Annotated in this window: 19 protein-coding genes and 2 tRNA genes; 7 read left to right on the forward strand and 14 right to left on the reverse strand. The window is 66.3% G+C overall.

All coding sequences use genetic code 11. The features are described 5' to 3' along the window. Positions 1 to 98: 98 nt before the first annotated feature. Positions 99 to 779, reverse strand: coding sequence for a class I SAM-dependent methyltransferase (locus HTIA_RS09860; protein ID WP_008528194.1), 681 nt, complete (start codon positions 777 to 779; stop codon positions 99 to 101). Positions 780 to 927: 148 nt separating this feature from the next. Between HTIA_RS09860 and HTIA_RS09865 the strand changes: the two genes are divergently transcribed. Next, positions 928 to 1,989 (forward strand): daunorubicin resistance protein DrrA family ABC transporter ATP-binding protein, encoded by a 1,062-nt coding sequence (locus HTIA_RS09865; protein WP_008528195.1) that lies wholly within the window; start codon positions 928 to 930, stop codon positions 1,987 to 1,989. After that, a complete protein-coding gene (locus HTIA_RS09870; RefSeq protein ID WP_008528196.1) occupies positions 1,986 to 2,756 on the forward strand; it encodes an ABC transporter permease in 771 nt (256 codons plus the stop codon). The genes HTIA_RS09865 and HTIA_RS09870 overlap by 4 nt, the downstream gene beginning before the upstream one ends. Here HTIA_RS09870 and HTIA_RS09875 read toward each other — a convergent pair. The 3 genes from HTIA_RS09875 to larB all read right to left on the reverse strand — a co-directional run bounded on the left by HTIA_RS09875 (position 2,748) and on the right by larB (position 4,022). After that, complete coding sequence (locus HTIA_RS09875; RefSeq protein ID WP_008528197.1) at positions 2,748 to 3,020, reverse strand: GIY-YIG nuclease family protein; 273 nt, start codon at positions 3,018 to 3,020, stop codon at positions 2,748 to 2,750. The two genes, HTIA_RS09870 and HTIA_RS09875, sit on opposite strands and share 9 nt — an antisense overlap. 12 nt (positions 3,021 to 3,032) lie before the next feature. Then, positions 3,033 to 3,182, reverse strand: coding sequence for a DUF7563 family protein (locus HTIA_RS16865; RefSeq protein ID WP_020936302.1), 150 nt, complete (start codon positions 3,180 to 3,182; stop codon positions 3,033 to 3,035). Between the two features lie 66 nt (positions 3,183 to 3,248). Continuing rightward, positions 3,249 to 4,022, reverse strand: a complete 774-nt coding sequence (gene larB, locus HTIA_RS09885; RefSeq protein ID WP_008528198.1) for a nickel pincer cofactor biosynthesis protein LarB — start codon at positions 4,020 to 4,022, stop codon at positions 3,249 to 3,251. Positions 4,023 to 4,214: 192 nt separating this feature from the next. Between larB and HTIA_RS09890 the strand changes: the two genes are divergently transcribed. From HTIA_RS09890 to glmM, 3 genes are all read left to right on the forward strand, one after another. Further along, positions 4,215 to 4,382, forward strand: a complete 168-nt coding sequence (locus tag HTIA_RS09890; protein ID WP_008528199.1) for a DNA-binding protein — start codon at positions 4,215 to 4,217, stop codon at positions 4,380 to 4,382. A gap of 100 nt (positions 4,383 to 4,482) precedes the next feature. Further along, complete coding sequence (locus HTIA_RS09895; protein ID WP_008528200.1) at positions 4,483 to 5,190, forward strand: DUF2270 domain-containing protein; 708 nt, start codon at positions 4,483 to 4,485, stop codon at positions 5,188 to 5,190. Positions 5,191 to 5,252: 62 nt separating this feature from the next. Further along, the gene (glmM, locus tag HTIA_RS09900) at positions 5,253 to 6,557 is read left to right on the forward strand and encodes a phosphoglucosamine mutase (protein WP_008528203.1); all 1,305 of its coding nucleotides are present in this window, start codon (positions 5,253 to 5,255) and stop codon (positions 6,555 to 6,557) included. A gap of 45 nt (positions 6,558 to 6,602) precedes the next feature. On the opposite strand, the gene HTIA_RS17515 is transcribed toward glmM, so the two are convergent. The 5 genes from HTIA_RS17515 to HTIA_RS09915 form a co-directional block, all read right to left on the reverse strand. After that, positions 6,603 to 6,761: a DUF7563 family protein gene (locus HTIA_RS17515; protein WP_449404458.1), complete on the reverse strand. Its 159-nt coding sequence runs from the start codon at positions 6,759 to 6,761 to the stop codon at positions 6,603 to 6,605. A 100-nt stretch (positions 6,762 to 6,861) separates the two neighbouring features. Then, entirely contained in the window at positions 6,862 to 7,440 is a 579-nt protein-coding gene (locus HTIA_RS09905) for a DUF7090 family protein (RefSeq protein ID WP_008528204.1), read from the reverse strand. Between the two features lie 51 nt (positions 7,441 to 7,491). Further along, positions 7,492 to 7,914, reverse strand: coding sequence for a DUF2391 family protein (locus HTIA_RS09910; protein ID WP_008528205.1), 423 nt, complete (start codon positions 7,912 to 7,914; stop codon positions 7,492 to 7,494). Between the two features lie 183 nt (positions 7,915 to 8,097). After that, on the reverse strand, positions 8,098 to 8,223 hold the full coding sequence (locus tag HTIA_RS17310; protein WP_275040301.1) for a hypothetical protein: 126 nt from the start codon (positions 8,221 to 8,223) through the stop codon (positions 8,098 to 8,100). Continuing rightward, positions 8,194 to 8,266: transfer RNA gene (locus HTIA_RS09915), tRNA-Asn, on the reverse strand. The genes HTIA_RS17310 and HTIA_RS09915 overlap by 30 nt, the downstream gene beginning before the upstream one ends. 114 nt (positions 8,267 to 8,380) lie before the next feature. On the opposite strand from HTIA_RS09915, the gene cca reads away from it, so the two are divergent. Then, positions 8,381 to 9,733 carry a CCA tRNA nucleotidyltransferase gene (gene cca, locus HTIA_RS09920; protein ID WP_008528209.1) on the forward strand — a complete coding sequence of 451 codons (1,353 nt, stop codon included), beginning with the start codon at positions 8,381 to 8,383 and terminating at the stop codon, positions 9,731 to 9,733. On the opposite strand, the gene HTIA_RS09925 is transcribed toward cca, so the two are convergent. The 4 genes from HTIA_RS09925 to HTIA_RS09940 all read right to left on the reverse strand — a co-directional run bounded on the left by HTIA_RS09925 (position 9,712) and on the right by HTIA_RS09940 (position 13,602). After that, on the reverse strand, positions 9,712 to 10,722 hold the full coding sequence (locus tag HTIA_RS09925) for a histone deacetylase family protein (protein WP_008528210.1): 1,011 nt from the start codon (positions 10,720 to 10,722) through the stop codon (positions 9,712 to 9,714). The genes cca and HTIA_RS09925 overlap by 22 nt on opposite strands. Next, entirely contained in the window at positions 10,719 to 11,159 is a 441-nt protein-coding gene (locus HTIA_RS09930; RefSeq protein WP_008528211.1) for a histone family protein, read from the reverse strand. The genes HTIA_RS09925 and HTIA_RS09930 overlap by 4 nt, the downstream gene beginning before the upstream one ends. A gap of 53 nt (positions 11,160 to 11,212) precedes the next feature. Beyond that, the gene (locus HTIA_RS09935) at positions 11,213 to 12,691 is read right to left on the reverse strand and encodes a single-stranded DNA binding protein (protein ID WP_008528212.1); all 1,479 of its coding nucleotides are present in this window, start codon (positions 12,689 to 12,691) and stop codon (positions 11,213 to 11,215) included. A 194-nt stretch (positions 12,692 to 12,885) separates the two neighbouring features. Next, positions 12,886 to 13,602 (reverse strand): twin-arginine translocation signal domain-containing protein, encoded by a 717-nt coding sequence (locus tag HTIA_RS09940; RefSeq protein WP_008528213.1) that lies wholly within the window; start codon positions 13,600 to 13,602, stop codon positions 12,886 to 12,888. A gap of 123 nt (positions 13,603 to 13,725) precedes the next feature. Here HTIA_RS09940 and HTIA_RS09945 point away from each other — a divergent pair. Continuing rightward, a tRNA-Arg gene (locus HTIA_RS09945) sits at positions 13,726 to 13,798 on the forward strand. 371 nt (positions 13,799 to 14,169) lie between these two features. Here HTIA_RS09945 and HTIA_RS09950 read toward each other — a convergent pair. Further along, positions 14,170 to 15,720: an alkaline phosphatase family protein gene (locus tag HTIA_RS09950; protein ID WP_008528214.1), complete on the reverse strand. Its 1,551-nt coding sequence runs from the start codon at positions 15,718 to 15,720 to the stop codon at positions 14,170 to 14,172. Positions 15,721 to 15,734: the final 14 nt, after the last annotated feature.

The raw sequence follows: 15,734 nt of genomic DNA on the forward strand, positions 1-15,734 counted from the left end.
TCGCGTCGTCGTAGGGTCGATTCGTGAATAGTGTTTACGAAAGGGGTGGCGTCTGCGACCCGCAACGGCGGGGCCGGCCCGTAGCGAGTCCGCCCCACTCACGGCACGACGCCGACAGTCAGCAGCGTGCCGTGCTCCCGATAGTGTTCGACCATCGCCTCACGGGTCTCGAAGTCCTCGGTCGGGAACGCCTCGGCGGGCGGGATCTCGACTTCCTCGTCGGGAATGGCCTCCTGCTCGGCGACGTGGAAGCCGGCCTCCCGGAATGCCTCGCGGTACGCCGCCCGCGACCAGCGAGTCATCTCGACGTCGACGTAGTCGTCCCACTCGGCGGTGTGGGGATTGTCCGCGACGTAATCGACCGCACAGTAAAAGGTCCCCCCCGAGCGAAGCACGCGACAGAGTTCCCGAAGCGCCTCCACGGGGTCGGGGGCGTAGTAGATCGCCTCCATCGAGAAGGCGTGATCGACGCTGTCTGTCTCGAAGGGCAGGTGCTGGAAGTCACCGACCAGGAACCCGACGGCCGCGTCGTCGGTGTACTCGCGGGCATTGGCCGCCATCTGTGGCGAGCGGTCGAGCCCATAGGCGCGCCCGGCTCCACCGGCCGCCCGGAGCGCGCGGGCGGCGTAGCCGCTACCACACCCCAGATCGAGGACCACGTCGCCGTCCTCGACCGGCATCCGACCGAGTGCGTGCTTGGCTGTATGCCAGTGACGCTGTTCCATGCCGCGATCCTTCCCTGCCTCGGCCCACTCATCGAAGGCGTCGCCGACGCTCATACACCCACTCGACGGCCGATCGGCAAAACCTGTTCGTCTCGCGTCTCGATGGGGCGTCCGTGCCCGTCCCGCCGCGGAAACCGGTCGTCGGGGTGTCGATGGGTATTTGGTGACTGAACGTTTATTCAACAACGGACATACGACGCACATGGACACGATCCAGGTCGAGAACCTACGCAAGGAGTTCGAGTCAGTCACGGCCGTCGACGGCGTATCCTTCGCCGTCGAGGAGGGCGAGGTGTTCGGGCTACTCGGCCCGAACGGGGCGGGCAAGACCACGCTCATCAACATGCTCGTGACGTTGTTGAACCCGACCGACGGGTCGGCGACGGTCGCGGGACACGACATTGTCGACGAGCGCGGGGCGGTCCGGGACAGCCTCGGGATCGTCTTCCAGGAACCGGCCCTCGACGAGGAACTGACCGGCGCGGAGAACCTGGCGTTTCACGGCCGGCTCTACGGGATGGACGCCGCGACGCGTCGGGCCCGGATCGACGACGTCCTCGACCTGGTCGGCCTCGACGCGGAGCGTGACGATCCCGTCAGCACCTACTCGGGCGGGATGAAACGCCGCCTCGAGATCGGGCGCGGACTGCTGCATCGGCCCGAAGTGCTCTTCCTCGACGAGCCGACGGTCGGACTCGACGCCCGGACCCGCCGAGACACCTGGGAGTACATCCAGGGACTCAACGACGACTCCGGCGTCTCGATCGTGCTGACGACCCACTACATCGAGGAGGCCGAGCGCCTCTGTGACCGCGTCGCGATCGTCGACGAGGGCGAGATCGTCGCGGTGGACACCCCGACGACACTCAAAGACGACCTCGGCGGCGACGTCGTGACGATGGGGGTGTCGGGCCCGGTCGATGGGCTTCTGGCCGAACTGGGCGATCGCCCGTGGGTCGAAGAAGCGACCCGATCCGACGACAGCGTCCGGGTCGTCCTCGAACGTGGCGAGACCCGGATCGCCGATCTGGTCCGGACCGCCGACGACGTCGGAGTCACCATCGACGCGGTCGAACACCACGAGACGAGCCTGGAAGCCGTCTTCCTCGCGCTCACCGGGAGCACGATCGCGGACGCCGAAGGAACGGCGGACGCGGACACCCCGGACCAGCCAACCGCCGCCGCGAGCGCGACTGACGGCGAGGCGAGCGATCCCGGCGACACCACCCGATCCGAGCCGGCTCAGCCGGAGGGCCAATCGTGAACCGCATCGACCCGCTGAGCATCTACGCGCTGTGGTTGCGGGACGTCAAGCGATTCCTCCGGACGCCTTCGCGGATCATCGGCTCGATCGCGCTCCCGCTTTTGTTCCTGCTCTTCCTGGGAACGGGCTTCAGCGGCGCGGCGATCCCCGGCCTCCCCGAAGACGTCGACTATCTCCAGTTCCTCGTCCCGGGGATGGTCGGCTTTACGATGCTGTTCGGTGCCTCCTTCGCGGGAATGTCGATCCTCTCGGATCAGGAGGTCGGGTTTTTGAAGGAGATCCTCGTCGCGCCGGTGAGCCGGACGTCGATCGTCCTCGGGCGGATCGCCGGCGGGTCGACCACCGCGCTCGTCCAGGCGGTCCTCATCCTCGTGCTCGCGATCCCGCTGGGCTTCCGGCCGGTCAGCCTGCTTTCGTTGCCACTGGCTGCGGTCTTCCTCGTCGGGATCGCGATTACCTTCGTCGGCTTCGGTATCGCGCTGGCTTCCCAGTTCAACGACACCGAAGGCTTTGGCCTCATCGTCAACTTCGTCATCTTCCCGCTGTTCTTCCTCTCGGGTGCGATGTTCCCGATCGCGAGTCTTCCCGAGGTGATCCAGCCACTGGCGTACCTCAACCCGCTGACCTACGGCGTCGACGGCCTCCGGGCGGTGCTGGTGGGCTCCGCCGCCAGATCCGTCGCGATAGACGCCGGTGCCCTCCTCGTCTCCTCGATCGTGATGGTCCAACTCGGCGCGGCGCTGTTCGAACGCGTCGAGTCAGTCTGAGTCGTGCGCGGTGTCGACGAGTGTCTCCTTGTCAGCACGCGACAGTTGCTTGATCGCGTACTCGCGGGACATCGCGGCCGATTTCGTCTCGAAACCCTCCAGATGGACGAGTTCGACCGGCGTTCGGCCACGGGTGTACTTCGCCCCCTCGCCGTCGTTGTGTTCGTCGACGCGGCGCTCAGGGTCAGTCGTGTACCCGGTGTAGAAGGATCCGTCCGCACATGCGAGGACGTAGACGTAGTGGTCAGCCTCGACTCCCGTCATCCGTCGACGACCTCACATTTCGGGCGCACGCTCTCTGGCAGTTTCGGCGATACCGGCCCTCGACGAGCACGCGGGACAGGCGCGCAAGCGACCGTCCGGGTCCGCGAAGACGCGTTCGAACTGATCGGAGACGTGTGCGCCACAGTGATCGCACTCGGGCATGGGTGACTGTCGGGGGTGGTGACCGACGTGGTATGTAAGTGACCCACAAGCATGAACGGTGGGGTCTCAGGCGTGCTTGCCGCGAGCGTCGTCGAGTTGGCGGGCGATCAGTCCGGCCTGGGCACCGGCGGTGAACCCGGCGTCGACGTTGACGGTCGTGAGTGCGGTACAGGACTGGAGCATCCCGAGGGCGGCCGCCTCGCCGTCGCCACCCTGGCCGTAGCCCGTCGAGACCGGCAGTCCGATCACCGGGACGTCGACCAGGCCGGCGACCACGGTCGGCAACGCGCCTTCCCGACCGGCGGCGACGATGATCACGTCGTGGGCCCGGATCGCGTCGAGGCGATCGAGCAGGCGGGCGATGCCGGCGACACCGACGTCGTCGATGCGCCCGACGCGAGCACCCATCTCGCCGACGATGGCGGCCGCCTCGCCGGCCGGGATCGCGTCGGAGGTCCCGGCGGTAACGATCCCGACATCGGCGTCGAGTCGCGGCGGTTCGAAGTCGGGGCTATGGCCGACCACCACGTTCGAGCGCTCGCGCCAGCGGATCGTCGCGTCGGGGTGGTCTTCAGCGAGTCGGCGACGAACTGCGCCGGCCTGTTCGGGAGTGACGCGAGTGGCGATCGCCCGCCCGGTCGTCTCGACGGCCGTCGACGCGAGTGCGGCGACCTCGGCGGGCGTCTTGCCGTCGCCGAGGATCGCCTCCGGGACGCCGCGGCGGACTTCCCGCGCCGCGTCAAATCGCCCCCCGTCGTTGCTCGCGTACCCACGGAGTTCGGCCTCCGCCGCCTCGACGCTGATATTGCCGTCTTCGAGGGCTTCGAGGATCTCTCGCATGGGACCGACTCCGGGCCCGAGCCACTCTTAGGCATCGATTCAACCTGCGTGCGAACGTGGCGAAGAAATGATAATAGTGCGCTGACAGATCCGGATATCTGACCCTCGAACGCGGTCAAACCCCCTCTAACCGTCCGGAGAGCGGGTAGAATTGGGAACGCTTATAAATGATCCTGTGAAACAAAGCCCTGTATGGCAGACCTAATCGTCAAAGCCGCCGTCAAGGAAGAGCTCGATGACATGAACGTTGCCTCGGACTTCTACGCTGCCCTCGACGACGAGGTCGAGGAGCTGCTCGCCGACGCAGCGCGACGTGCCGAGGAGAACGACCGCAAGACCGTCCAGCCGCGCGACCTCTAAGGTCGCCGTCGCTGCGACCTTTTCCGTTCGACCAGTGTCCGCTAGTCACGGGTCCGTCTCGACGGGTGGACTTACCCGTCTCTCGGTGTAATCGAGAGACATGTCTGGGCCCCCAGAAGATTTCGATCCCGAATCACCCGAAGAACGGGAAGTGGCGGGAAAGGCTGCCACCGACCGGTCCGACTTCCTCTCGTTGATGAGCCACACCTATCGGGGCGAACTCGGCCGGACGACGTCCTGGCGGACGCGTATCGACCGGACGACCAACTGGGCGGTCGTCCTGACTGCATCCCTGCTCACGTGGGCGTTCTCCGCAGATACCCGTCCCCATTACATCCTGCTGGTCGGTATGGGCATGCTGGTCGTCTTCCTGAGTATCGAGGCACGGCGGTACCGCATCTACGACGTCTGGCGATCACGGGTCCGGTTGCTCGAGGAGAACGTCTTCGCGAACGCACTCGACCCGAACGGGACCGAACAGCCGAACTGGCGAGAACTCCTGAGTGTGGACCTCCGGGAGCCGGCGATCAAAACGCCGCTAGCTGAAGCCGTTTCGCGCCGACTCAGACGGGTCTACACGCCACTTTTGTCCGTGTTACTCGCCGCCTGGCTGATTCGACTCACGGTGTTCGCCGGGCCCATGCAGGGACCCATCGGGGCCGCGTCGGTCGGCAGTATTCCGGGCGAGGCCGTCCTCGTCGTCGTCAGCGGGTTCTACGCCGTCGTGATCGGACTCACCGTCTGGCCGGCAACACGACAGGCCAAGGGCGAGCTCCACGAGGAGGACAACGCCGAGGAGTGGCGATGAGCCGAGATCCGGACGAGCGGTAGTGACCGACTCTTTTAATGCCTGGTCGCCGAGGTGTGGACATGTTCGGAACGAGCGGCATCCGCGGCCCGGTCGGCGAGACTGTCACCGCAGATCTGGCACTGTCGGTGGGACGCGCCCTCGGGATCGACGCCGGCCGCGTCGTCGTGGGTCGAGACCCGCGTGAGAGCGGCCAGTTCCTGCTGGACGCACTAACCGCGGGGCTTCGGGAAACCGGAACCGACGTGATCGACCTCGGCGTGGCAGCGACGCCGACGGTGGCACGTGCGGTTCGAGGCAAAGACGGCGACGCCGGCGTCGTGATCACCGCGAGTCACAATCCGCCAGCGGACAACGGTATCAAGCTCTGGCAGCCGACGACCCAGGCGTTCGACACGGCCCGCCAGGAAACCATCGCCGACCGGATCGAGGCAGGCGAGTTCGACCCTGCCGCGTGGGACGAACTCGGCACACGGCGTCGGCAGGGCCACACCGAAGCCCACATCGAGGCCATCCTCGACGCTGTCGAGGTCGCCTCGCCCCCAGAGGTCGTGGTCGATCTCGGTAACGGCGCGGGGCAAGTGAGCGTCGATGCGCTCACCCGGCTTGGGAGTGACGTCGAGACACTCAACGCCCAGCCCGACGGGGCCTTCCCGGGCCGCCCCAGCGAACCGACCGCGGAGAACTGTGCGTCCCTGACGGGCCTCGCTCGCGAGACTGGCCGACTCGGCATCGCCCACGACGGCGACGCCGATCGACTGCGCGCCGTCACCGAAGACGGCGAGTTCGTGGGCGGCGACACGCTCCTGGCGATCTTCGCTCGCGAAGCGGCCGATCCCGGCGAGACGGTCGCCGCCCCGGTCAACACCAGCCTCGCCGTCGATGACTATCTCGCGGCCGAGGACGTCGACGTGGTCCGGACGCGCGTCGGCGACGTCTCGGTCGCAGAACGGGCCAGTGAGCCGGGCGTCGCCTTCGGCGGCGAGCCCAGCGGCGCGTGGATCTGGCCTGCCGAGGCGCTGTGTCCCGACGGCCCGCTTGCGGCCGCGAAGCTGGTCGAACTCGCGGCCGAGCGCCCGCTCGCCGATCGCGTCGCCGACGTCGAGACGTACCCGATTCATCGGGACAGCGTCTCGGTGACTGAGAAGGCGGTCGTGATGGAATGGGTTCACGAAGCGGTCGAAGACCGATACGACGACGTCACGACCCTCGATGGCGTGCGCGTGGATCTGGGTGACGCCTGGTTCCTGATTCGGGCCAGCGGGACCCAACCACTCGTCCGGATCACGGCCGAAGCGCGTGACCCGGATCGCGCCACGAGCGTCTTCGAAGAGGCCAGAGAGATCGTCTCCCAGGCCCACGAGTGAGAACCGTAGAGGGTAATTGAACGGGGACGCGACCGGTAGGAGTGATTATCCGCGCCGAGTCGACCTCGCCTCCCGCACGTCGGCACCGTCTCGGATCTTGTCCTCGCACTGCGGACAGACCCGCGGCTGATCTACTCCGTTCGGCGTAAAAACGCGTGCGTATGCGGCGGTAACGAACGCACCGCAGTTCTGACAATGCGGCATACGTACACTCCTTTCTCACTCGTGCCCTTAACTGTTGGTGGTGTGATAGAAGGTAACATCCATCACGATCTATCGTGCCAGACGGTCGTTTTAACGGTGCTCAAAACGAAGCAGTTAGCGATCCGTCAGATTCGAGTTCGATGACGCCCTCGAACAGCGACCGAAACGTCTCGATGCGTTCCTCGTCGTGGACGCCGCGCGCGAGATGGAACAGGCCCACGGCGTCGTATTCGACGAGCAGGTCGAGGAGGTCCTCGACGGCGGCCTCGGTCCGGTCCTCGTCGGCGTAATACAGCATCTCGGTCAGGGAGTCGACGCTGATCCGGCGCTTGCCCTCGGTCGTCGAGAGGAACGCCTGGACTTCGTCGACGATGCCGTCGAAGTCGTCGGGCGCGGAGACGTACCGGACGTCGTCGCTCCGGCGGCGGGTGTACCCCCGTTCGACCGAGAGTGCGTCGAGGATCGTCGCCTTCTGTTCGTCGACCTCGTAGTGTTCGATCTTCTGGGTGACTTCGCGGGCGGTCGTCCGCGTCGAGACGACCAGGAAGTGATCGGTATCGGTCGAGAGGAAGTCGGTATCGACGCGGTCGGTCTCTCCAGTACTCGGGTGGATCAACAGAATGCCCGTCCCCCCCGGGACGGTCTCCGGCGCGCCGTCGATCGCCAGGGTGTAGTCCATCTCTGGCCGTTCTGGGGGCTGGGATCGCCTTAAGCGTGCTGCATATCGCAATCAGAAGACGCTGTCGGCGGTCGCCGCCCCGACGACGCTGAAGATCGCACCGACGTTGATCGCCCGCAGCGTGACTTCCAGGCGTTCGACACCGGTTAGCTCCGGGAGAAACGTCGCCGGTGCGCCAAAGAGGATCGCCAGGATGGCCACCGAGCCGAAGGCCACCAACACGAGCGAGAGAAATCGAAGTGGCAACCCGACGACTTCGGCCTCGGTGTCGGGGTCGCGGTCGTCGTCGGCCTGATAGAGCGCGCCGTAGCCGATGACGGCGACCAGCACTGCCGTCGCCAGAGCGTGAACGCGCGTCATCCCCTGTGCCAGCGTCCAGACCTCCTCGGTCACGACGAACGGTCCCGCAAGCAGGAACCCACCGACGATCTGCTGGGCAGTGTCTGCCAGTTTGTACCGCGGCGGTCCGACCATATCTACCGTGCACACGGCGGCCCGGGTTGAATCCGTCGCTCTCTTCGGCTGGGAGCCGGGCTCGACTCTGGCGGTGGCACTTCGATACGATCAAGAACACTCGCAGATGAAACTGCTCGCTGTGATTTTGACCGAAAGAGAAGCGCCGCCGCCAGGACTCGAACCGATGCAAGACGTTCCGGGTCACTCGCTGACGCTCGCTTCCCGGGCTGCGACTTCCGTGTTCGAGTCCTGGCTGATCGCGTCCACATCGCTCACGGACGGTTCGCGATAGAAGGACGCCGCCGCCAGGACTCGAACCTGGGACAACCACGTTAACAGCGTGGTGCTCTACCATCTGAGCTACGGCGGCAGACACTCCAGGGTAATCGGAGTTATTTGATAGGGCTTTCGCTTTCGACCGGTCGCCGGCCGGCGGTCGCGACGCATCGATACGCTTTCCCGTTGCTGCCGGTACGGTTTCTGTATGGCTGAGGAGCTTTCGAGCGTTCTCCAGGCGGTTCGACAGCGCGTCGAGCCGACCGACGCCGAACACGAACGTCTCGAGCAGGCGGCCCGCGAGGTGATCGACCGGGCTGAAGCGGCCCTCGAGGAACGCGGGATCGACGGCGACGTCATGCTCGTCGGCTCCACCGCCCGCAACACCTGGATCGCCGGTGACCGCGACGTCGACGTCTTCGTCCGGTTCCCGCCCGATACCGACCGTGAGACGCTCGAATCCGTCGGCCTCGAGATCGGCCACGCCGTGCTGCCCGACGGCCACGAGGAGTACGCCGAACACCCCTACGTCGTCGGCGAAGTCGACGGCTACGATGTCGATCTCGTCCCCTGCTACGACGTCAAAGAGGCGACCGCGATCCAGTCGGCCGTCGATCGAACGCCGTTCCACACCGAATATCTCCAGGCCCGCCTCGACGACGACCTCGCCGACGACGTCCGCCTCGCGAAAGCCTTCCTCAAGGGGATTGGCGTCTACGGCAGCGACCTCCGGACCCAGGGGTTCTCCGGCTATCTCACCGAACTGCTCGTCCTCGAACACGGCGGCTTCCGGCCGTTGATCGAGGCCGCGGCCGAGTGGCACCCGCCCGTCCGCTTCGATCCGGAAGATCACGGCGCGGCGACGTTCGACGACGACCTCGTCGTCATCGACCCGACCGACCCCGAACGCAACGTCGCCGCGGCACTCTCGACGGCCAACCTCGCGCGCTTCCAGCACTACGCACGCGAGCTACTCGCTGACCCTCGCGAGTCGCTGTTCGAACCCGCAGACTCCGACCCACTCGATCCGCCAGCGGTCCGGGCCGCCTTCGACGAGCGCGGGACCACACCCGTCGCGATGACGTTCGAGACGCCCGATCTCGTCGACGACGATCTCTACCCGCAACTGGAGAAGTCACTCGACGGCATTCGCGGGTTACTCGACCAGCACGGCTTCGACGTGTTGCGCGCGGCCGCCTTCGCCGACGAGCGGGCAGTCCTGCTCTTCGAACTCGAAGTCGCCGAGCGACCGGCGATCGAACGCCACGTCGGGCCCCCGGTCCACGTCCGCGAACACGCCGAGGGATTTTACGAGAAATACGCCGACAGCGACGTCTACGGGCCGTTCGTGCGCGACGACCGATACGTCGTCGAGCGCACCCGGGAGTTCCGGACTGCCGAGGAGTTACTCGAAAGCGACGCGATCTACGAGGTTGCGCTCGGAACGGACGTCGAGAGTGCCCTCCGATCGGCATACTCGACGCTGGTCGGCCCAGCAGTGAGTGAACTTACAGCGAACTTCGGGACCGAACTGGCGCGTTATCTCGACCCGAAGCCCTGATAGATCAGCGACTCGAGGACGTTCCGTCCGCCGTCGGTCGGCTCGGCGTCGATCGTCGCCGGTTCCGTCCCGTTGAGGACTTCCTGAATCTCACGAACACCAGAGGAGAGCGTCTCGAGGCCGTACCCGCCTTCGAGGACGAAGGCGAGTCCGGCGTCGATGCGGTCCGTGAGCGTCCGGAGGCGCTCCGCGAGCACGCCATACCCGCCCGTCGAGACGAGCATCCGGGAGATCGGGTCGTTCTCGTGGGCGTCGAAGCCCGCACTGACGATGAGGAGATCCGGGTCGTACGCCTCGAACTCGGGGGCGATGACCTCCTCGTAGACCGCGAGGTAATCGGCGTCACCGCTCCCCGAGGGGAACGGAACGTTCAGCGTGCGGCCGCGCCCCGCGTCGACACCAGTCTCTCCAACGTCGCCCGTCCCGGGGTACAGACCCTCCTCGTGGAAGGACGCGTAGTAGACATCGCTACGATCGTAGAAGATGTCCTGGGTCCCGTTGCCGTGGTGAACGTCGAAATCGAGGATGGCAACGTTCTCGACGTCCTCGCGGTCCAGCGCGTGTTCGGCCGCGACGGCAGCGTTGTTGAGGAAACAAAAGCCCATGGCGTCGTCCTCGACGGCGTGATGGCCCGGTGGCCGACCCAGCGCGAACGGCGTGTCCGCGCCGTCGGCCCCGTCGAGCGCCTCGCGTGCGGCCCACGTGGCGAGCGCCGCACTCGCCATCGCCGCGTCCCAGGTCGCTTCGACGGCGACGGTGTCGGCGTCCCAGTTGCCGCCCCCATTGGCACAGAACTGCCGGACGTCCCGGAGATACTCGTCGTCGTGGATCCCGTGGACGGCGTCACGAGGGAGATCGTTCGCCGGCACGTACTCGACGTGGTCGGTCTCGGCGAGCGTGCGCTTGATCGCCCGCAGTCGGTCGGGACTCTCCGGATGCCGACTGCCGGTGTCGTGTTCGAGACAGAGCTCGCGATACCCAAACTTCATTCAACGTAGTTGGTCAGTTCGGCGTAGCGTTCAACGTCCGCTGCCTTGATCGTTCGGCGGCCGGCGTGCTCGGCCAGCAGTGCCGCCGCGGCCGCGACGTTGTCAGCCTCACGCTCCAGGATCGACGCCAGCGCGATGCGTGCGTCCATCGCGACGCGATACCGGTCGTCGATGTCGAGGCGTGCGATACGATCGACCGGGGCGATCGGGAGTTCGAGTTCGTCTTTCTCGGGTACCCCTTCCACCCCGAAATCCGTCGCCATCAGCGTCTTCCGTCCGTCGGCGCTGGCCGCCGCCGCGGCGTCGACGGCCAGCGCGGCCCCCCGCGACTGGATGCGGCGGGTGAGTGCCTCGGTCGCTTCGGCGCTCACCCGCAGTCCGTCGGCGTTGCGCCGGATGATCGAATCCACGGGGGCAAACGGTAGCTCGACGCTCATACGCCACAAGCGGGCGGTTTCCGTCTTAAGCGTTTCCTCACGCCGCCGACGATCTAGAACAGTTCTTCGGCGTCGATCTCGCCATCGCGTCGCTGGCCTCTGATCGTGACTTCCTCGCCAAGGCGGACCGACTCGGCGGTGTCGACGGTGACGGTCTGCTCGCCGTCGTCGACGATCACCGGATCACCAGTCTGGACGACGGTCCCGGTGAACTCGATTTGCTCGCCATCCGCGTCCGTGTCGTCTGTCTTCGCTCCGTCCGTTCGGCCACTCTCAGCGTCCGAATCATCGCTCGCTGTCTCCCCGCCGTCTCCGTCATCGGCGAACGCCGAGAGCCCGGTCGAACTGCCAGCGTCCCGACTGGCACTATCGCTCCCGTCACCGCCAGAATCGCCCGCGTCGGGCGTCCTCACCATCGACGCGCCGTCCTCGAGAACGACGACTGTCGATCCCCACCCGGCCGAGGCTTCGAGGTCGTCCTGCCAGCCGTCCTGGATCTCGACGTCCGCACAGACGACCTCGTCGCCCGGCGCGAGGTCGCGGTCGGCCTTCTCGCCCCACAGCGCCACCCGGATGTCGCCGGTGTCGTCCTGGATCCGGATGTTCTTGACCTGGCCCTCCGAGCCGTCGTCGCGGTCGAACGTCCGCGTCGGATCGGTCGAACGAACGACGCCCCCGATGTCGACTGTCTCGTCTAACTCCACGTCATCGATCGGCGTCGTCTCCGGCGCGTACGCGACATCCCCGTCCTCGAGCTCGTCGATCGCCCCTTCCTCGCCGACGTGAACCTCCAGGTCACCCTCGCGTTCCCGGACGTAGCCGTCGACGACCTCGACGGTCGCGCCAGCGTCGATCTCTTCGACCCGGTCGGCCCGCTCGTCCCACAGCGTCACCCGCACGCGCCCGGTCTCGTCGCCGATCGAGAGATTGGCGACCCGCCCTTCCGAGCCGTCGTCGCGGTCGAAGGTCCGGACCGGTTCGGTGTCGAGGACGACGCCCTCGACGTTGACGTTCGACTGCCCCATTGTGAGCGCGTCGATGGTCTCGCCGTCGCCGGGTTCGACGTCGATCGACGCGTCGAGGTCCTGTTCGGCCTGATCGACGCTGACCTCCAGGCCGTTGTAGCCCTCCTGCGGGCGACCCTTCACCCGGAGAACGTCGCCGACTTCGACCTCACCCTCGTCGACGGCGACGGCCTCGCCGTCCCAGAAGGTCAGCCGGAGGCTCCCGGTCTCGTCGGCCGCCTCGACGTTGATCACGCGGCCGTCTTCGTCCGCCCCGTCGCGTTCGAAGGTCCGCAACTCGCCGATCGAGAGCACCTTCGCCAGAAACCGGACCTCCTCCATGCCGGCCTGGACGTCGGCGACCGTCTGGGCCTCGTTCTCGGTGAGTTCGTGGGCGATCAACATCGCCGCGGTTTCCTCGTCGGCCAGTCCCCCCATCTGTTCGACCTTCTCCTCGACGGCTTCCCTGAAATTGTCCTCGGAGACGTCGGCGTCGAGATCCGCGTATACGTCCTCTATCGCACCCATCTGTCTACCGAGGCCAGGGTTGCGCTCCGTTTAAGCGTTGTCGTCGACAGTTCGACCCACCGCTGTCGGGTGATTCACTCGCGAGATCGTGAACGGACATGAGCGACGGTGGTCGCCCTTTCGGTTAAAAAGATACGGTGAACCTACCGTTCGAGCGGGTGTGGAGCCTCACCCCTTCGGACGAGCGTGAAGCCTCACTCCTCGGGTGGCGTCGCACTCGAAGAGCCGTAGGCGGCACTCATCCCGAAGCGATCGCCGTGACTGATCGCAACCTCGGATGGAATGTCGTCCTCGAAGGAAAAAGTCGCCTCGTAGGGGATATCGACGAGGCACTGGCCGCCGACCCCGCCGTCCTCGCACTCCTCGCGGTCGACAGCGTCGACAGACACGGCGAGCCGGTCGGCGTCGGTGTCGTGGGAGACATCACCCAGCTGGGCGCGCTTACAGAGGTCGCTCCCACGGCGAATCCCCTTGACGACGATCTGCCCCTCCTCGGGCTGGAACTCGACGTTTGCATCATCGGTCCCCTGCCCGCACGTCGGTGCGCGGGAGGTGAACTCGAAGGCGACGCCGTTCATCTCGCCGCCGGCGGACCAGGCCTGTTCGCCCGAACCTGAGTCTCCGTCGTCGGGGGTTGCTGTTTGATGGTCCCCGTCCGATCCAGCCGTCTCCTCGTTCTCGTCGGGCGTTGTGATGGATTCGTCGCCGGATTCGCCACCCTGGTCGTCGGTAGCGTTCGCGGGCGAATCAGTGGGCGAGGGGGACGGCGTCTGGTCCGGTTGCTCGCTCGGGTCGTCGGTCGGGGAATCCGTGTCGGTGGGATCGTCGGTGCTCGCGCCGCCGAGACAGCCGGCAAGGAGGCCGATCGCACCGGTCGACGCGCCGATCTGGAGGAATCTGCGTCGGTTCATGTTCGAAGAAAGGGACGATCGGGAAAAGGGCCTTCCGGAGGGTCAAACGAACGTTTGTCCCGTCCGGCGGATGGGTCGGTGAATCGTAACCCCTTTATTTGCAACCGCGGTAGAGGGAGTCGAGTCCGGGTAGGGTAGTGGACTATCCTCTTGGCTTGCGGAGCCAGGGACCGGAGTTCAAATCTCCGTCCGGACGCTCACTCCTCGCGAGTGCTTCGCATTGCTCAGCACTCGCTTCGTGGCTCGGTCCGGACGTGCCCAACGCTCACTTCGTTCGCGTTGGACTCCGTCCGGACGTCATTCTCTCGAAGTAAACCAGCGAGCACCGCGTAGCGTGTGCCCGCAAACGCGAAGGGAGATGACGGCCAGAGGAGATTTGAGCAGACGAGGAACGCGCAGCGAAGCGAGCATTTTCTCGGCGAGTTCAAATCTCCGGTCGAACGGAGTTCGACCGTGCCCTACGTTCGCTTCGCTCGCGTGGGACTCCGTCCAGACGTTTTCATCGGCGTAGACCGTGAGCGGAGCGAGCGGCTACACCGATGCAACGGCTAAAAGAAGATTGACCATCTACTCCATGTAGCCGAGTTGCTGCAGCCGGTCGGCAACTGCCTCACCAGCCTCACTGCGTGCCTCCTCGTCGATCCGGATCGGATCACGCCGGCCCCAGTCGGGATCGCCGGCGACGATCGGGAGCACGTCGCCAGTCATGTCGTGGGGGACGTCACACCCGGCCGCGACCAGCAGCGTCGGGGCCATGTCGAGAATACTGATCCGGTCGAGTTCCCCGCCGGCCGTGAAGTCCGGGCCGTTCGCGAGGAAGATGCCCTGGCGGGTGTTCTCGGCCGCCCAGCGGTCCGGGCCGGCCGTGATCTCGCCGCCGCCGACGCCGTCGTTGACGTGGACGCCGGGGCGCATGTCCACGACGATCTCCGGCGCGTCCTCGACGTATGGTCCCGAATAGACGTCCTCACCCCGATAGATGCCGTCGAACAGCGCCCCCTCGCTGTCCTCGACTGCCCGAAGGTCGGCCATCAACGACTCGCGGACCGATGCGTCGTCGAACGTGGGGTTAAGATAGATCGGTCCCTGGCCGCTCGCGACGGCTTTCGTGCGGTCGAGGTCGATCGCTTCGAGCTTGCGATCGCGCTTGAGTCCCGCCTGCTGGGGCACGAGTGCCTGGAGTCGTTCAGGGACGACACGAGCGAGCACGTCGACGATCCCGAGGCGCTTGGCCACGCCGAGGGCAGTCTCCCGATCGAGGCCGATCCGCCGGAGGGCATCGTCGACCGTCGCCGTCCGGGCCTGGTAGCCGTTCTCGGCGAGCCACTCGTTGACGTAGAACTCCGTCGTGGTGGGGGCGCTGCCGTGGTCGGACATGAGGACGACGTTGAGGTCGTCGATCTCCGCCAGGCGGCCGAGATACTCGTCGACGAGTTGCCACGCCCGGTGGGTCGGTTCCGCGTCCCAGAAGAAGTGATGGAGGACGTTGAGGTAGAACAGCGTGACGTGGACGAAATCCCGATCGCGCTCCTCGAGCAGCCACAGCGCGACTTCGAAGCGCTTCTCCAGGACGTCGAGGATCGCCTCGACCTCTGCCCCCCGCTCGTCGTTGCTCGAGAGGAGCGGATCCGGGTGGACGCGGTAGTCGAAGCGCGATTCGATCTCGTCTTCGAGTTCCGGCGGGTGGGTGTACCCGCCCGAGATCGAGCGGTACTCGCCCTCGACGGCGTCGGGGCCGCCGGCGACGATCATCCCCGCGTCGTCCCGGGGCGGGTACATCGTCGGCATGTTGACGACGCCCGTCGAGCGGCCGGCGTCCGCGAGGTAGTCCCAGAGTTCGGCAGTGTGAAAGTCGCTCCCGTCGGCGACCGTGATCTCACCGCCCGCCAAATCGACGTGCTCGAACCAGAAGACGCCGAACCCGCCCGGATCCTTCCCCGACGAATAGCACTTCCAGTTCGGGAACGTCACGGGCGGGAGACAGCTCTCGGTCTCGGCCCACGACCCGGACTCGCGGAGGGCAGCGAGGTTCGGGAGGTCGCCGGCCGCGATCCAGGGGTCGAGCAGACGCCAGCTCGCGCCGTCGAGCCCCACGACGACGGTCCGATTGCCGGTCATTGTCTCGCGGGACG

The sequence above is a fragment of the Halorhabdus tiamatea SARL4B genome (genome assembly GCF_000470655.1).
Classification (GTDB): Archaea; Halobacteriota; Halobacteria; order Halobacteriales; family Haloarculaceae; genus Halorhabdus; species Halorhabdus tiamatea.

Bases quoted from the DNA above. Each gene is read 5' to 3' on its own strand.
- HTIA_RS09860 (WP_008528194.1), bottom strand. From the start codon at position 779: ATGAGCGTCGGCGACGCCTTCGATGAGTGGGCCGAGGCAGGGAAGGAT.
- HTIA_RS09865 (WP_008528195.1), top strand. From the start codon at position 928: ATGGACACGATCCAGGTCGAGAACCTACGCAAGGAGTTCGAGTCAGTC.
- HTIA_RS09875 (WP_008528197.1), bottom strand. From the start codon at position 3,020: ATGACGGGAGTCGAGGCTGACCACTACGTCTACGTCCTCGCATGTGCG.
- HTIA_RS16865 (WP_020936302.1), bottom strand. From the start codon at position 3,182: ATGCCCGAGTGCGATCACTGTGGCGCACACGTCTCCGATCAGTTCGAA.
- larB (WP_008528198.1), bottom strand. From the start codon at position 4,022: ATGCGAGAGATCCTCGAAGCCCTCGAAGACGGCAATATCAGCGTCGAG.
- HTIA_RS09890 (WP_008528199.1), top strand. From the start codon at position 4,215: ATGGCAGACCTAATCGTCAAAGCCGCCGTCAAGGAAGAGCTCGATGAC.
- HTIA_RS09895 (WP_008528200.1), top strand. From the start codon at position 4,483: ATGTCTGGGCCCCCAGAAGATTTCGATCCCGAATCACCCGAAGAACGG.
- glmM (WP_008528203.1), top strand. From the start codon at position 5,253: ATGTTCGGAACGAGCGGCATCCGCGGCCCGGTCGGCGAGACTGTCACC.
- HTIA_RS17515 (WP_449404458.1), bottom strand. From the start codon at position 6,761: ATGCCGCATTGTCAGAACTGCGGTGCGTTCGTTACCGCCGCATACGCA.
- HTIA_RS09905 (WP_008528204.1), bottom strand. From the start codon at position 7,440: ATGGACTACACCCTGGCGATCGACGGCGCGCCGGAGACCGTCCCGGGG.
- HTIA_RS09910 (WP_008528205.1), bottom strand. From the start codon at position 7,914: ATGGTCGGACCGCCGCGGTACAAACTGGCAGACACTGCCCAGCAGATC.
- cca (WP_008528209.1), top strand. From the start codon at position 8,381: ATGGCTGAGGAGCTTTCGAGCGTTCTCCAGGCGGTTCGACAGCGCGTC.
- HTIA_RS09925 (WP_008528210.1), bottom strand. From the start codon at position 10,722: ATGAAGTTTGGGTATCGCGAGCTCTGTCTCGAACACGACACCGGCAGT.
- HTIA_RS09930 (WP_008528211.1), bottom strand. From the start codon at position 11,159: ATGAGCGTCGAGCTACCGTTTGCCCCCGTGGATTCGATCATCCGGCGC.
- HTIA_RS09935 (WP_008528212.1), bottom strand. From the start codon at position 12,691: ATGGGTGCGATAGAGGACGTATACGCGGATCTCGACGCCGACGTCTCC.
- HTIA_RS09940 (WP_008528213.1), bottom strand. From the start codon at position 13,602: ATGAACCGACGCAGATTCCTCCAGATCGGCGCGTCGACCGGTGCGATC.
- HTIA_RS09950 (WP_008528214.1), bottom strand. From the start codon at position 15,720: ATGACCGGCAATCGGACCGTCGTCGTGGGGCTCGACGGCGCGAGCTGG.